The organism is Ahrensia kielensis DSM 5890, assembly GCF_000374465.1.
Classification (GTDB): Bacteria; Pseudomonadota; Alphaproteobacteria; order Rhizobiales; family Rhizobiaceae; genus Ahrensia; species Ahrensia kielensis.
This window is the reverse complement of sequence record NZ_KB894530.1, coordinates 2,501-18,400: the sequence shown is the minus strand read 5'-3', so window position 1 is coordinate 18,400 and position 15,900 is coordinate 2,501. Positions and strand designations below refer to the sequence as shown.

Below are 15,900 nucleotides of genomic sequence, written 5' to 3'. Positions count from 1 at the left end.
AAATTGAGACAAAAAAGCCTATTCACTCATTTTAAAACACAGGCTAAAGAGCCGTTATGAATGAAACACCGCACATCGTCGTCGCCGCACTTTATCATTTTGCACGTTTTGAACGCTTCGCAGATCTGCAAGCGCCTTTGACGCAAATATGTGAAGCTAACGGCATTGTTGGCACATTGTTGTTGGCCTCCGAAGGTATAAACGGCACTATCGCTGGCACACGCGAAGGCATAGACAGCATATTGTCTTACATCCGCTCACAGCCCGAATTTGCCGAGTTGGAACATAAAGAAAGCTTTGCCGACAAGCTGCCATTTTACCGGCTCAAAGTTCGTCTTAAAAAAGAAATCGTTGCTATGGGCGTGCCTGAGACCGATCCAACAAAGATCGTGGGCACTTATGTCGAGCCAGAAGACTGGAATGATCTGATTGATGATCCAGATACGGTCGTCATCGACACCCGCAATGATTACGAAATTAAAGTTGGTACATTCAAAAATGCTATCAACCCTGAAACAGACGCATTTCGCGAGTTCCCTGATTGGGTAAAGCGCAATGAAAATCTGCTTAAAGGCAAAAAAATCGCCATGTTCTGTACCGGCGGTATTCGCTGCGAAAAATCAACCGCCTATGTAAAGTCGCTTGGCTATGATGATGTATTTCATCTCAAGGGCGGTATTTTAAAATATCTTGAAAATGTCCCGCAAGAAGAAAGCACTTGGGATGGCGAATGTTTTGTCTTTGATGAACGCGTCGCGGTAAAGCATGGGCTTGAGCTTGGCGATCATAAATTATGCCGCGCCTGCCGTCACCCGCTTTCACCAGAGGACTTGCGCTCTGATAAATTCATCGCCGGTATTTCTTGTCATAACTGCTATGATCAATATACCGACGAAGACCGTCAGCGCTTTGCAGAGCGGCAAAAACAAAGTGAGCTTGCAGCAAAGCGCGGCAAGCGTCACATCGGTGATGATACAGTCAAAAAGCTTCGTGCTTCAAAAAAGCAAGACAACGCTTAATCGCGAACACTTCCACGGCGATCGCCAAGCCGTTGCGCAAGTTTCAAACGCAAATCAGTGCCGAGTTCCTTGTTGCGCAGGCCAAGTGCAATATTAGCCTCAAGGAAGCCAAGCTTAGAGCCACAGTCAAAAGCTTCACCCTTAAAAGGCGTACCGTAGAACTTTTGCGTCTCCATGAGCTGGAGCATCGAGTCTGTAAGCTGAATTTCACCGCCAGCACCAGCTGCCTGCGTGCCAAGCAGCTTCATAATAGAGCCATCCAGAATATAGCGGCCATTGATATAATAATTTGACGGCGCAGTGCCTGGTTTAGGTTTTTCCACCATGCCATTGATCTCAAAATGGCTACCGAAATCTTCGCCTTTTGAAACGATACCGTAATTATGCGCTTCTTCTGGGGCACATTCAGAAAGCGAAACGATATTGCCGCCTGTCTCATTGTAGACGTCAACCATCTGCTTGAGAGCGCCCGGCTCTCCAGTCATCAACATATCTGGCAAAAGAACCGCAAACGGATCATCGCCAACAATATCACGTGCACACCAAACCGCATGGCCAAGGCCAAGTGGTGCCTGTTGGCGTGTAAACACAGCCTGACCAGCATCTGGCAATTCTTTGATGAGCTGCTCTAGCGTATCGCCTTTGTTGCGATCTTTGAGCGTTGTTTGCAATTCAAACGCCATATCAAAGTGATCTTCGATGACCCCTTTATTGCGTCCTGTCACAAAGATCAGTGTTTCAATACCCGCCGCACGCGCTTCATCAGCAGCGTATTGAATGACTGGACGGTCAACAACTGTGAGCATTTCTTTCGGAACAGCTTTTGTCGCGGGTAGAAACCGCGTTCCTAGACCAGCGACAGGAAATACAGCTTTACGAATCGGTTTTGGCACAATTTTCTCCATCAGGAACTAAAATCTTAATTGTACCTAGCGCGACACCAAAAAAGTGCAATGAAAACTTATGATTTATTGGTCTGTAGTATTCACACCTGACAAGCGTTCCAGAATGCCAGACTTAGTTATTCGCCCAATAATCTTCCCGTTTTCTTCAACACCAAGCGCTTTGTTCGAACTCGCAGCAAGCTCCATTACATTTTGAATAAGCTCGCTCGCACCAACATTTTCGGTCGGCATAGTACCATTGAGAGGCTCCATCACATCGCGCGCAGTGAGCACACCAAGCGGGTTCATATGGGCCACAAAATCTGCAACATATTCATTCACTGGATTAGAGAAAATGTCGCGCGGCGTACCGATTTGCACGATGCGCCCGCCCTCCATAATCGCAATGCGATCACCAAGTTTAAAAGCCTCGTCCAAATCATGGCTCACAAAGATAATTGTGCGCTTCAAATTCTGCTGAAGCTCTATGAGCTCATCCTGTAGGCGATTACGGATCAACGGATCAAGCGCGGAAAACGGCTCATCCATCAACAGCACAGGCGCTTCTGTTGCAAAAGCACGCGCAAGACCAACGCGCTGCTGCATACCGCCAGAAAGTTCTGATACTTTTTTGTCAGCCCACTCAGCAAGGCCAACCATCGCAAGTTGCCGTTCGATCTGCTCGTTGCGCTCGTCTTTCGCCATACCTGCAAGCTCTAGCCCCAAGCCAACATTTTCGCGCACACTGCGCCAAGGCAATAGGCCAAATTGCTGGAACACCATCGCCACACATTCGCGTCGCACACGGCGCAAATCTTCAGGCGAAGCATTGGTTACATCAGCGCTCCACTTTCCATCATGAATAGCTACACTACCGCGCACCACCGGATTAAGCCCATTAACCGCCCGTAGCAGCGTAGACTTGCCAGAACCGGACAATCCCATGAGCACAAGAATTTCACCTTGAGCAACTTCAAGCGAACAATTATGAACGCCTAAAATCTGGCCGGATTCGGTTTGCACTTCCGAACGAGTTTTATTCTCATCCATAAATGGCAGTGCCGATTGAGGATTGTCACCAAATACGATGGAGACGTTTTTAAATTCAACAGCGTTTGTCATGATCGGTCCACCCGCAAAATCCGGTCCAGCATAATAGCAACAACAACGATTATAATTCCGCTTTCAAAGCCAAGTGCCGTGTTCACTTGGTTAAGCGCACGCACAACAGGCACACCAAGCCCATCGGCACCAACAAGGGCAGCGATAACGACCATCGATAGGGACAACATAATTGTCTGGTTTAAACCCGCCATAATTTGCGGTAGGGCGTAAGGCATTTCGACTTTCCAAAGCGTCTGGCTTGGCGTTGCGCCAAAGGCTTGGGCCGCTTCCAAAAGCGGCTTGGGTGTCGTGCTAATGCCCAGATGGGTCAATCTGATCGGTGCAGGCACAACAAATATCACGGTCGCGATCAAGCCCGGCACCATACCGATGCCGAAAAACACAATAGCCGGAATAAGATACACGAAGGTTGGTAAAGTCTGCATTAAATCAAGTACAGGCCGCATCGCAGAAAACAGCCTTGGCCGGTGCGCTGTGGCAATGCCAATCGGCACGCCCACAGCCATACAAACAACACAGGCCGATAAAACGAGCGTCAGGCTTTCCGTTGTTTCTTCCCAATACCCCTGATTGAGAATGAACAAAAAGCCAAGAACAACAAACAGGCAGATCTTCCAGCTACGTTGCAAGTACCATGTTAGCGCCGTGACAATTGCGATAACAATAAATGGATGCGGCGTCTGAAACACCCATAGGATCGCATCAATCATATTTTCAAGCGCGACATCCAGCCCATCAAAGAACCACTCTCCATTTTCTTGTAACCACTCGAAAATAGTTTTCGCCGTTTTACCAACGGGAATTTTGGTCTCTGTTAGCCAATCCATATGTCCACCTGAAAATAATGAATGATGTTTGTGAACCCCCGCGGCATGCAGCCGCGGGGAGATATACTTAGATTAAAGGCCGAGTGATGTTTTAACCGCAGCCATAGCATCGCCGCCATCTTTGGTTGTTACACCCTCAAGCCATCCATCAAGCGCTGATGGATTTGCTTTTAGCCAGGCAGTTGCTGCATCGCTTGCTTCTTCACCATCGTTCAAAATAGCGCCCATGATTTCGTTTTCCATGGCAAGCGTGAACTCTAGATTTTGAAGCAACTTGCCAACATTGGGACACTCGGCAACATAGCCTGCACGTGTGTTTGTATGCACTGTTGCACCGCCAAGATTCGGCCCAAAGAAATCATCGCCGCCTTCAAGATAACCCATCTCGAAATTAGCATTCATTGGATGCGGCTCCCAACCAAGGAACACAATCGGCTCATCTTTTTTCGATGCGCGTTCAACCTGCGCCAACATGCCTTGCTCTGAGCTTTCAGCAACTTCGAAACCAGCAAGCTCGAAAGCACCTTTTTCGATCATGTCTTGGATAAGACGGTTACCGTCATTGCCAGGCTCGATGCCGTAGATTTTGCCTTCAAGCGCATCTTTGTGCTTAGCAATATCGGCAAATGTTTTAATGCCGAGCGCTGTACCCGCAGCATTTGTTGCCAGTGTATATTTTGCGCCTTCAAGATTAGTGCGCACAGTATCAACAGAACCATCTTCACGGTAAGCAGCAATGTCGCCTTCCATTGTTGGCATCCAATTGCCAAGGAAAACATCGATATCGCCTTCTTTCATTGACGCATATGTGACCGGCACGGACAGCACTTTAATATCTGTTTCATAGCCAAGCGCATCAAGCACAACAGTTGTCGCCGCTGTTGTGGCCGTAATATCGGTCCAACCAACATCGGAGAATGTCACAGCATCGCACTGCGCTGAAGCAACGCCCGCTGACATCAGCAATGCGAACGCTGTCGTAATTAGTTTCTTTTGCATCGGTATCTCCTTTTTGAAATCATTCAAATTATTATTGATTGACGAGTCAATTAAAAACATTTTTTATCTAATGGCAACGTCAAGAGGTTAAAAATGCCAAAAGTTGGAATAGAGCCTATGCGCAGAAGCGCATTAGTGGAAGCGACAATTTATGAAATCGGACGTGCAGGTTCACTGGATGTAACGGTCAGTCAGATAGCGAAAAAAGCGGGTGTTTCCAGTGCCTTGGCTCACCACTACTTCGGCAGCAAAGAACAGATATTTCTTGCCGCCATGCGCCATATCTTGACGGTTTTCGGTGCTGAAGTACGCGGCGCATTAATGATGGCTGATACACCGCGAGAGCGCCTTCAGGCGATCATAAAGGCGTGTTTTTCCCCGCAAAACTTCCGGCCGGAGATCGTTAGCGCTTGGCTAAGCTTCTATGTTCAGGCCCAAAACTCGCAAAATGCGCAGCGTCTTTTGCGCATTTATCAAAAACGTTTGATCTCTAACTTGATCTATAATTTACGCCCATTTGCGGGCGCAGAATCGCTTGAACTTGCTCATTCTATCGCAGCGCTGATTGACGGTCTTTATATCCGCCAAGCGCTGCGCGATGAGAAAGCAGATGGAAATTTCTGCGTCAAACTTGTCACCACGCATGTTGATAATGCTTTGAACGTGCTGGAAGAAAACCAACGCTTCCCAAGAGGTAAATAATGAACACGAAACCAACAGCCAGCCACTTCATTGGCGGTGCCTATGTCGAAGATAAAGATGGCACACCAATCAATGTCATCTATCCGGCAACGGGTGAAACTATCGCAACGGTCTATTCGGCAACACCTGCCATTATCGACCAAGCGATAAAAGCAGCGCAAGCAGCGCAAAAAATCTGGGCAGCGATGAGCGGCACCGAACGTGGACGCGTGTTGCGCAAAGCTGCCGATATTATCCGCGCGCGCAATCATGAATTGTCTGTTCTGGAAACATACGACACTGGCAAACCGCTACAAGAAACGCTGGTAGCCGACGCAACATCAGGCGCAGATAGTATTGAATATTTCGGCGGACTTGCCGGAACTCTGACAGGCGATCACATTCCGCTTGGACAAAGCTTTGCTTATACGGTGCGTGAACCGCTCGGCGTTTGTGTCGGCATCGGCGCATGGAATTACCCAACCCAGATCGCTTGTTGGAAGTCAGCACCGGCGCTTGCATGTGGCAACGCAATGATTTTCAAACCATCGGAAATGACACCGCTTTGCGCGCTTAAAATTGCAGAAATATACATGGAAGCTGGTGCTCCAGCAGGGCTTTTCAATGTGGTACAAGGTCTGGGCGATGTCGGCGCGAGCCTCGTCAATGATCCGCGTGTTGATAAAGTGTCGCTTACAGGCTCCGTGCCAACAGGCAAAAAAGTCTATGCGGCCGCAGCAAGCCAGATCAAACATGTAACGATGGAACTTGGCGGAAAATCCCCCCTCATCGTTTTTGATGATGCCAATATTGAAGACGCAATCAGCGGCGCTATCCTTGGAAACTTCTATTCTTCCGGTCAAATATGCTCAAACGGCACACGCGTATTTGTTCATAAATCGATCAAGGAGAAATTCCTTGCACGTCTTAAAGAGCGCACGCAAACAGCCATCATTGGCGATCCGATGGATGAGACAACAAATTTCGGCCCTATGGTTTCTAAAAACCAGATGGAAATTGCAGAGCGCTATGTTGCCAAAGGTCTCGAAGAAGGCGCAACACTCGTCTATGGCGGCAAGCGCATTGAGCGTGACGGCTTTTACTTTGAGCCAACAATCTTTGCCGACGTAAAAGACGATATGGCAATCGCCCGCGAAGAGATTTTTGGACCAGTCATGTGCGTTCTTGATTTTGAAAGCGATGACGAGGTTATCGCCCGTGCCAATGATACTGAATTTGGCTTGGCTGCGGGAATTTTCACCAATGACCTCACCCGCGCGCACCGTGTTATCGGCCAGCTGGAAGCCGGTTCCTGCTGGATTAATGCGTATAATTTAACACCTGTCGAAATCCCGTTCGGCGGCGTCAAGTCTTCCGGTGTGGGGCGTGAAAACTCAAAAGCGGCTGTTGAACATTATAGCCAGCTAAAAACCGTCTATGTTGAAATGGGCCACATGGAGAGCCAATTCTAATGCAAGCTGATTATGTTATCGTCGGCGCAGGGTCTGCTGGTTGCGCCCTAGCCTACCGCCTATCTGAATCCGGTGCCTCTGTACTCGTCATCGAGCATGGCGGCACAGATATCGGGCCGTTCATTCAAATGCCAGCAGCGCTGTCATATCCCATGGGGATGTCGCGCTATGATTGGGGCTTCCAATCTGAACCCGAACCACATTTAGGTGGTCGCCGTTTGGCAACGCCGCGCGGTAAAGTTATTGGCGGCTCGTCCTCAATCAACGGCATGGTTTATGTGCGCGGACACGCAGCAGATTTCAACACATGGTCAGACATGGGAGCAGACAGCTGGTCCTATGCAAATGTGCTGCCCTATTACAAACGCATGGAGAGCTGGGATAGCGGCGGGCATGGCGGCGATGCTGAATGGCGTGGCAAATCCGGGCCGCTGCATGTCACACGCGGCCCACGCGAAAACCCATTATTTCAAGCCTTTGTCGATGCAGGCAAACAGGCAGGCTATGCGCTTACAGATGATTATAATGGCCGCCAGCAGGAAGGCTTCGGCCCGATGGAGCAGACGGTCTATAAAGGCCGACGCTGGTCTGGTGCCAATGCTTATCTGAGGCCCGCAATCAAGCGTTATAAATGTGAGGTGATTAACGCCTTCGCTGAGAAAATAATTATCAAAGATGGCGAAGCCAAAGGCGTTCAAGTTTCGCGCGGTGGCAACACTGAAATAATCACAGCAAACCGTGAAGTCATCATTGCGGCCAGCTCTATCAACTCGCCCAAACTTCTCATGCTGTCTGGCATTGGCCCAGCAGCGCATTTGGCAGAACATGGAATTGATGTCGTTGCCGACCGCGCTGGCGTAGGGCAAAACCTGCAAGACCATTTGGAGCTTTATCTTCAAATGGCATCAAGCCAACCGATCACACTTTATAAGCATTGGAACATTCTTTCCAAGGCGCTGATCGGTGCGCAATGGTTGTTTACAAAAACAGGTCTTGGCGCATCCAATCAATTTGAAAGCGCTGCCTTTGTGCGGTCAAAAGCAGGCATTAAATATCCTGACATTCAATATCACTTCCTGCCAATGGCAATTCGCTATGATGGTAAAGCACCCGCTGAAGGTCATGGTTTTCAGGCTCATGTTGGCCCGATGCGCTCACCAAGCCGCGGCGAAATTACATTGCGTTCGAATGATCCGCGTGAAGCACCAAAAATCTTATTTAACTACATGGCGCATGAAAAAGACTGGGAAGACTTCCGCAATTGTATTCGCTTAACACGTGAAATCTTCGCGCAGGATGCCTTCAAGCCTTTCGTTAAACATGAAATTCAACCGGGCAGCGCGCTGCAATCCGATGATGAGCTTAATAGCTTTATCAAAGAACATGTTGAGAGCGCTTATCACCCTTGCGGATCATGCAAGATGGGTAGTGCGAACGATCCGATGGCCGTCGTCGACAAAGACACCAAAGTCATCGGCGTTGACCGTTTGCGCGTTGCCGATAGCTCGATCTTTCCGCAAATCACAAATGGTAATCTGAACGGTCCTTCCATCATGACAGGTGAGAAAGCCGCCGACCATATTTTGGGAAAAGATTTACTGCCCGCATCCAATGCCGAGCCGTGGATAAATCCTAATTGGGAAACAGCGCAGCGCTAAACGCTCCTGTTCAAAACTAGATACAAAAAAGGCGGCATCTCTGCCGCCTTTTTATTTATTATATTGAGCTTAGCTGATCTTCTGTAGCAACAAATCAAGCGACGCTTTCGCATCACCATAGAACATGCGCGTATTGTCTTTAAAGAACAGCGGGTTTTCGATACCCGAGTAACCCGTTCCCTGTCCGCGCTTAGATACGAAGACTTGCTTGGCTTTCCAGCACTCAAGAACAGGCATGCCTGCAATTGGAGAGTTTGGATCGTCCTGCGCCGCAGGGTTTACGATATCGTTTGAACCAATAACAATCGCCACATCTGTTTCAGGGAAATCGTCGTTGATTTCATCCATTTCCAAAACGATGTCATAAGGCACTTTTGCTTCTGCCAGCAAAACGTTCATGTGACCTGGCAAACGCCCTGCAACCGGATGGATCGCGAAACGAACATTCTTGCCTTTAGCACGCAAACGCTTGGTGAGTTCAGATACAGACTGCTGTGCCTGTGCAACCGCCATGCCGTAGCCCGGAATGATGATAACGCTGTCTGCATCATCAAGAGCCGCAGCAACGCCGTCTGCATCAATCGCAACTTGTTCACCTTCAACGGCCATTTGCGGTCCTGATGCACCACCAAATCCGCCAAGGATCACCGAAACGAATTTGCGGTTCATCGCCTTACACATGATGTAAGACAGGATGGCACCGGAAGAGCCCACAAGAGCGCCGACAACAATCAGCAAGTCATTGCCAAGTGTGAAGCCTATCGCCGCTGCTGCCCAACCTGAATAAGAGTTGAGCATGGACACCACAACCGGCATATCCGCGCCGCCAATACCCAAGATCAAATGCCAACCGATAAAGCCTGCAATCAAGGTTACAAGAACCATTGTCCAGATACCGGCACCGTTGAAGTACATGATGCCGAGGATCAATGCAGCAATTAGACATGCAAGGTTGAGCATATGGCCGCCCGGCAATTGCTTCGGCTTACCGTCAACTTTGCCAGCAAGCTTACCAAACGCAATCACAGAACCGGTAAATGTTACCGCGCCAATGAAAATGCCAAGAAACACTTCGACTTTAAGAATAGCGATTTCAACCGCATCTTTCACCGCCAGTTTTTTACCAAAGCCAGTCAACAAATCCTGATTACCGCCAGCGGCAATAAGATCATGCACAGATGAAAGCTCAATATCTGCATTCAAACCAATGAACACGGCTGCAAGGCCCACAAATGAGTGAAGCGCTGCCACGAGTTGCGGCATCTCCGTCATTTGGACTTTACCAGCCACATAGTAACCGGCAAAACCACCCGCCGCGATTGCGATCAGAATGAGGAAAACATTATAGACGCCCGGTCCAAACACTGTCGCAATAACAGCAATTGCCATACCTGCAATACCGTACCAGACAGCGCGTTTGGCGCTTTCCTGATTGCTCAGGCCGCCCAGTGATAGAATAAATAGAACAGATGCCGCGATGTAGGCGGCTGATGAAACACCAATAGAAAACATGTTTCAGCCCCCCTTAAGATTTTTGGAACATGGCAAGCATCCGGCGTGTAACCAGAAAACCACCAACGATATTGATTGACGCGATAAGCACCGAAATGAAGCTGAGTATTACAACGAGCCAGCTACCCGACCCGATTTGTAACAACGCCCCGATAATAACGATACCTGAAATAGCGTTCGTTACCGCCATCAAAGGCGTGTGAAGTGCATGCGACACATTCCAAATAACTTGGAAACCGACGAAACACGCAAGTGCAAACACGATAAAATGCTGCATGAAGCTTGCAGGAGCAAACATACCGATGAGCAGCATGATCGCGCCGCCAACAGCCAAAAGCGTAACTTGTTGTTTGGTTGCGGCCTTAAAGCTTGCTATTTCCTGTGCCTTCTTCTCTTCAGGAGTAAGTTCTTTGGCTTTCTCCTTCTTAGGCGCAGCAGCAATGGCTGCAATCTTAGGCGGTGGCGGCGGATAGGTAATCTCGCCCTTATAAGTCACCGTTGCACCACGAATGACATCATCTTCCATATTGTGATTGATCACACCGTCTTTGTCCGGTGTCAGATCACTCATCATATGACGGATATTGTTGGCATAAAGTGTCGATGATTGCGTTGCCATACGGCTTGGAAAATCAGTGTAGCCAACAATCGTAACGCCGTGTTCGGTAACAATCTTTTCGTCCATTTGCGTCAGCTTACAATTGCCGCCTTTTTCAGCAGCAAGATCGATGATCACAGAACCAGGCTTCATCGCCGCAACCATATCCGCAGTCCAAAGCTCTGGTGCTTCGCGGTTCGGAATCAATGCTGTACAGATAACAATATCAATATCGGGTGCTAATTCACGGAACTTTTCGAGTTGTTTTTCACGAAACTCAGGTGATGAAGGTGCCGCATAACCACCTGTTGCAGAACTATCTTGGCTCGACTCTTCAAAATCAAGGAACACAAATTCTGCGCCCATTGATTCAATTTGTTCAGCAACTTCAGGGCGCACATCAAATGCATAGGTAATGGCACCGAGCGACGTTGATGTTCCAATCGCTGCAAGACCAGCAACACCTGCACCAATAACCAAAACTTTCGCCGGAGGCACTTTACCAGCCGCCGTTACCTGTCCGGTAAAGAAGCGACCAAAATTATTGCCCGCCTCAATGACAGCGCGATATCCGGCAATATTTGCCATGGATGAAAGCGCATCCATTTTCTGAGCGCGCGAAATACGCGGCACCATATCAATGGCGATAAGCGTACTACCAGCCTTTTTAGATGCCTCTAACAATTTGTCAGATGCAGCAGGATTAACAAAACTAATAACGGTTTGATCCGTTTTAAACTTTTTCACTTCGGCAGTCGATGGCGCACGTACTTTGGCAACAACATCTGCTTCTTTCCAAAGAGCAGCAGCCGTGGCAACAATTTTTACGCCAGCATCCTTATAAGCATTATCAGAAAAGCCGGCAGCAGTGCCTGCCCCCTTCTCTATAATGCACTCATACCCGAGCTTTTGGAGATCTAGCGCTGATTGCGGTGTCATCGCGACGCGATTTTCTCCAGCGAAAGTCTCTTTGGGAGCACCAATGACGGTCATATATATTCTCTCTCGTTAATACTTGGCGGAAATAAAGTCGTCCGCCGCTCTATGTTTCAAAGCTTAAACAGCTTTGATGTATTCTGCATAATGGTATTGTACCAAATCCCAGAAAACCAAACAGATAATCAACGATAGTATTAAGAGTGCAAGCCCTTTAATCGCGTGGTTTGCTGTGAATTCAATATAAAATCGTTTGAAGAGTATTTTTGAGATAGATTTGGCTGTTATCTTCAGTGCTGATTTTTATTTTCAACACTTAGATGCCATATCGGCTCTAAAATTAGGTCATAAAAAAACCGCCAGACGATGTGTTTGACGGTTTAGTATTGGTTTGGGTATTGGTTTTGCCTCTGCGATCCCGTTGCTAAGGCAGGCAATTGCGCAGCAAATGCCGAGAGCAGTTCAGGTTATGAGCTTAATGCAAAAAAGCCCCTGATAAATCAGAGGCTTTAATGTTATTTTTGGTTGCGGGAGCAGGATTTGAACCTGCGACCTTCAGGTTATGAGCCTGACGAGCTACCGGGCTGCTCCATCCCGCGTCAATTGCTTACTTGAAGCGATTGACGCTACCCTGACAGGTAATTGCGAAGCAAATACCGAGAAGGGCCGCGTCATTACATCACCAATAAAGAACTGATGATGGTGTTCATCTTTGTTTATCAAAGTTGAACATACAAAAAAGCCGCTGACCTTACACCATAAGTGAGGTAAGCGGCCTTAAATGTAATGTTTATATTGTAATGAGAATACATATTGTCCTTTGCAGACCTGGCAGCGACCTACTCTCCCGTGCCTTAAGACAAAGTACCATCGGCGCTGGGGCATTTCACGGCCGTGTTCGGAATGGGAACGGGTGCAGCGACCCCGCCATAACCACCAGGTCAGCAAAGGACAATATGTAAGAAGCTGGTAAAGCAAATTTGGCGCAGCCAAAATGCGTTTAAGTCGGCAGTCAATTGCGTAGCAAATGACGAGAGACTTACTTTAAGTGTTGTTTTCACAAACGTGAATACAAGCAATGAGAATGATGAAGTCGATCGAGCTATTAGTAATGGTAAGCTTCATACCTTACGGTACTTCCACACCCATCCTATCAACGTGGTGGTCTTCCACGACTCTCAGGGAATACTCGTTTTTAGGCTGGTTTCCCGCTTAGATGCCTTCAGCGGTTATCCATTCCACACATAGCTACCCTGCAATGCTGCTGGCGCAACAACAGGTCCACCAGTGGTGTGTCCATCCCGGTCCTCTCGTACTAGGGACAGATCCTATCAATATTCCTACACCCACGGCAGATAGGGACCGAACTGTCTCACGACGTTCTGAACCCAACTCACGTACCGCTTTAAATGGCGAACAGCCATACCCTTGGGACCTGCTCCAGCCCCAGGATGCGATGAGTCGACATCGAGGTGCCAAACAACCCCGTCGATATGGACTCTTGGGGGTCATCAGCCTGTTATCCCCGGCGTACCTTTTATCCGTTGAGCGATGGCCCTTCCACTCGGGACCACCGGATCACTATGACCGACTTTCGTCTCTGCTCGACTTGTCAGTCTCGCAGTCAGGCGGGCTTATGCCATTGCACTCGACGAACGATTTCCGACCGTTCTGAGCCCACCATCGCGCGCCTCCGTTACTCTTTAGGAGGCGACCGCCCCAGTCAAACTACCCACCACACACTGTCCCGGATCCGGATAACGGACCGCGGTTAGATATCCACGAAGATAAGGGTGGTATTTCAAGGATGACTCCACGTGAGCTGGCGCCCACGCTTCAAAGTCTACCACCTATCCTACACATGTCTTGGCGAATACCAGTGTGAAGCTATAGTAAAGGTGCACGGGGTCTTTCCGTCTAACCGCAGGAACCCCGCATCTTCACGGGGAATTCAATTTCACTGAGTCTATGTTGGAGACAGCGGGGAAGTCGTTACGCCATTCGTGCAGGTCGGAACTTACCCGACAAGGAATTTCGCTACCTTAGGACCGTTATAGTTACGGCCGCCGTTTACTGGGGCTTCAATTCAGAGCTTGCACTCCTCCTCTTAACCTTCCAGCACCGGGCAGGCGTCAGACCCTATACGTCGCCTTACGGCTTCGCAGAGCCCTGTGTTTTTGATAAACAGTCGCTACCCCCTGGTCTGTGCCACCCTCATCTACTTGCGTAAATAAGGGTCACGCTTCTTCCGAAGTTACGCGTGCAATTTGCCGAGTTCCTTCAACATAGTTCTCTCAAGCGCCTTGGTATACTCTACCTGTCCACCTGTGTCGGTTTGGGGTACGGTTTATAATGGAGGAGCTATTTCCTGGAACCACTTCACCGCCAACTCAATCCGATAAGAATTGACGATACACGTGATCCGTCACTACCTCCAAGTACAGGAATATTAACCTGTTTCCCATCGACTACGCCTTTCGGCCTCGCCTTAGGGGCCGACTAACCCTGCTCAGATTAACTTTAAGCAGGAACCCTTGGACTTTCGGCGAGGGAGTCTCTCACTCCCTTTATCGTTACTCATGTCAACATTCGCACTTCTGATATCTCCAGGAGCCCTCACGGGTCTCCCTTCACAGACTTACAGAACGCTCTGCTACCGCTTACACTAATGTGTAAACCCGCGATTTCGGTGTGTAGTTTTAGCCCCGTTACATTTTCGGCGCAAAGACCCTTATTTAGACCAGTGAGCTGTTACGCTTTCTTTAAATGGTGGCTGCTTCTAAGCCAACATCCTGGTTGTTTTGGGATCTTCACTTCCTTTCCCACTTAACTACAACTTGGGGACCTTAATCGACGGTCAGGGTTGTTTCCCTCTCCACGACGGACGTTAGCACCCGCCGTGTGTCTGCCAGATATTACTTCCGGGTATTCGGAGTTTGGTTAGGATCAGTAAGACGGTGAGTCCCCATTACCCATCCAGTGCTCTACCCCCCGGAGTATTCGTCTGACGCACTACCTAAATAGTTTTCGCAGAGAACCAGCTATTTCCAAGTTTGATTGGCCTTTCACCCCTATCCACAAGTCATCCCGAGACATTGCAACGTCTATGGGTTCGGTCCTTCAGTTGGTGTTACCCAACCTTCAACCTGCTCATGGATAGATCACTTGGTTTCGGGTCTAATGCAACGAACTTGGCGCCCTATTCAGACTCGCTTTCGCTACGCCTACACCTATCGGCTTAAGCTTGCTCGTTACATTAAGTCGTTGACCCATTATACAAAAGGTACGCCGTCACCCTTGCGGGCTCCGACAGTTTGTAGGCATCCAGTTTCAGGTACTATTTCACTCCCCTTGTCGGGGTGCTTTTCACCTTTCCCTCACGGTACTTGTTCGCTATCGGTCATGCACGAGTACTTAGGCTTGGAGGGTGGTCCCCCCACGTTCGAACAGGATTTCACGTGTCCCGCCCTACTCTAGGACAAAGTTTCGTATTACGTGTACGGGGCTATCACCCACTATGGCCAAACTTTCCAGAATGTTCCACTTAACTTAACTTTGCCACTGGCCTGGTCCGCGTTCGCTCGCCGCTACTGACGGAGTCTCGGTTGATGTCCTTTCCTAAGGGTACTTAGATGTTTCAGTTCCCCTCGTTCCCTTCTTAACCCTATGTATTCAGGTTAAGATACCTTATAGCGATACTTAGAAATCAATTAAGCCCTAGAGCCAATGCGTGAAGCACCGAGCCTTGCGGCTCAATTGAATTTCTAAGTATCTAAGGTGGGTTTCCCCATTCGGACATCTATGGATCATAGCGTATTCGCAGCTCCCCATAGCTTTTCGCAGCGTATCACGTCCTTCATCGGCTGTGCATGCCAAGGCATCCACTAAATGCCCTTCTTATACTTAATCATTCTCATTGCTAATATGCACGGCTGTGTGCCAACCGCTTAAAAAAGCAATGCTTGCCAACATTTCCTGCGCTTGAATTCTAGGAAATGCCGGCGAAAAGACCAGCTTCTTGAGATTAATCCGAGGCTGCGGTTAAACAAGCCATCATAGTGCTGCACTTAGAGCAAGTAACAGCGACATAACATCAATGATGTTATCCGGATAAATCTTCTCTTTACAATATGGACATAACAGGCAGCGAACCATTGCGGTAAGCTGCAAACTTTTTATTTCTTCTGAA

At 48.6% G+C, this 15,900-nt stretch carries 10 protein-coding genes, 1 tRNA gene and 2 rRNA genes; 4 read left to right on the top strand and 9 right to left on the bottom strand.

Going from position 1 to position 15,900, the window contains the following annotated elements:
* The first annotated feature begins 56 nt into the window (after positions 1 to 56).
* Positions 57 to 1,019, top strand: a complete 963-nt coding sequence (gene trhO / locus C504_RS0109420) for an oxygen-dependent tRNA uridine(34) hydroxylase TrhO (RefSeq protein ID WP_018689081.1) — start codon at positions 57 to 59, stop codon at positions 1,017 to 1,019.
* Here trhO and C504_RS0109415 read toward each other — a convergent pair.
* From C504_RS0109415 to C504_RS0109400, 4 genes are all read right to left on the bottom strand, one after another.
* On the bottom strand, positions 1,016 to 1,924 hold the full coding sequence (locus C504_RS0109415; protein ID WP_041951666.1) for a UTP--glucose-1-phosphate uridylyltransferase: 909 nt from the start codon (positions 1,922 to 1,924) through the stop codon (positions 1,016 to 1,018). The two genes, trhO and C504_RS0109415, sit on opposite strands and share 4 nt — an antisense overlap.
* Before the next feature lie 63 nt (positions 1,925 to 1,987).
* Entirely contained in the window at positions 1,988 to 3,025 is a 1,038-nt protein-coding gene (gene choV, locus C504_RS0109410; protein WP_018689079.1) for a choline ABC transporter ATP-binding protein, read from the bottom strand.
* Positions 3,022 to 3,855 (bottom strand): choline ABC transporter permease subunit, encoded by an 834-nt coding sequence (choW, locus tag C504_RS0109405; RefSeq protein ID WP_018689078.1) that lies wholly within the window; start codon positions 3,853 to 3,855, stop codon positions 3,022 to 3,024. Before choW ends, choV begins: the two co-directional genes overlap by 4 nt.
* A 72-nt stretch (positions 3,856 to 3,927) precedes the next feature.
* Entirely contained in the window at positions 3,928 to 4,815 is an 888-nt protein-coding gene (locus C504_RS0109400) for a choline ABC transporter substrate-binding protein (protein ID WP_245555174.1), read from the bottom strand.
* A gap of 132 nt (positions 4,816 to 4,947) precedes the next feature.
* Between C504_RS0109400 and betI the strand changes: the two genes are divergently transcribed.
* Genes betI through betA form a run of 3 tightly spaced genes read left to right on the top strand, consistent with a single transcriptional unit; the run spans position 4,948 to position 8,665 of the window.
* Complete coding sequence (betI, locus tag C504_RS0109395; RefSeq protein WP_041951665.1) at positions 4,948 to 5,556, top strand: choline-binding transcriptional repressor BetI; 609 nt, start codon at positions 4,948 to 4,950, stop codon at positions 5,554 to 5,556.
* Positions 5,556 to 7,007, top strand: a complete 1,452-nt coding sequence (gene betB / locus C504_RS0109390) for a betaine-aldehyde dehydrogenase (RefSeq protein WP_018689075.1) — start codon at positions 5,556 to 5,558, stop codon at positions 7,005 to 7,007. The genes betI and betB overlap by 1 nt, the downstream gene beginning before the upstream one ends.
* A complete protein-coding gene (gene betA / locus C504_RS0109385) occupies positions 7,007 to 8,665 on the top strand; it encodes a choline dehydrogenase (RefSeq protein ID WP_018689074.1) in 1,659 nt (552 codons plus the stop codon). The genes betB and betA overlap by 1 nt, the downstream gene beginning before the upstream one ends.
* Before the next feature lie 69 nt (positions 8,666 to 8,734).
* Here the strand turns inward: betA and C504_RS0109380 are convergent, their stop codons facing one another.
* The 5 genes from C504_RS0109380 to C504_RS0109360 all read right to left on the bottom strand — a co-directional run bounded on the left by C504_RS0109380 (position 8,735) and on the right by C504_RS0109360 (position 15,620).
* Positions 8,735 to 10,177: an NAD(P)(+) transhydrogenase (Re/Si-specific) subunit beta gene (locus C504_RS0109380; RefSeq protein WP_018689073.1), complete on the bottom strand. Its 1,443-nt coding sequence runs from the start codon at positions 10,175 to 10,177 to the stop codon at positions 8,735 to 8,737.
* 13 nt (positions 10,178 to 10,190) lie between these two features.
* A complete protein-coding gene (locus tag C504_RS0109375) occupies positions 10,191 to 11,768 on the bottom strand; it encodes a Re/Si-specific NAD(P)(+) transhydrogenase subunit alpha (protein WP_018689072.1) in 1,578 nt (525 codons plus the stop codon).
* A gap of 465 nt (positions 11,769 to 12,233) precedes the next feature.
* Positions 12,234 to 12,310, bottom strand: a tRNA-Met gene (locus C504_RS0109370).
* Positions 12,311 to 12,537: 227 nt separating this feature from the next.
* Positions 12,538 to 12,652: ribosomal RNA gene (gene rrf, locus C504_RS0109365) — 5S ribosomal RNA — on the bottom strand.
* 143 nt (positions 12,653 to 12,795) lie between these two features.
* A 23S ribosomal RNA gene (locus C504_RS0109360) occupies positions 12,796 to 15,620 on the bottom strand.
* Between the last annotated feature and the right edge of the window lie 280 nt (positions 15,621 to 15,900).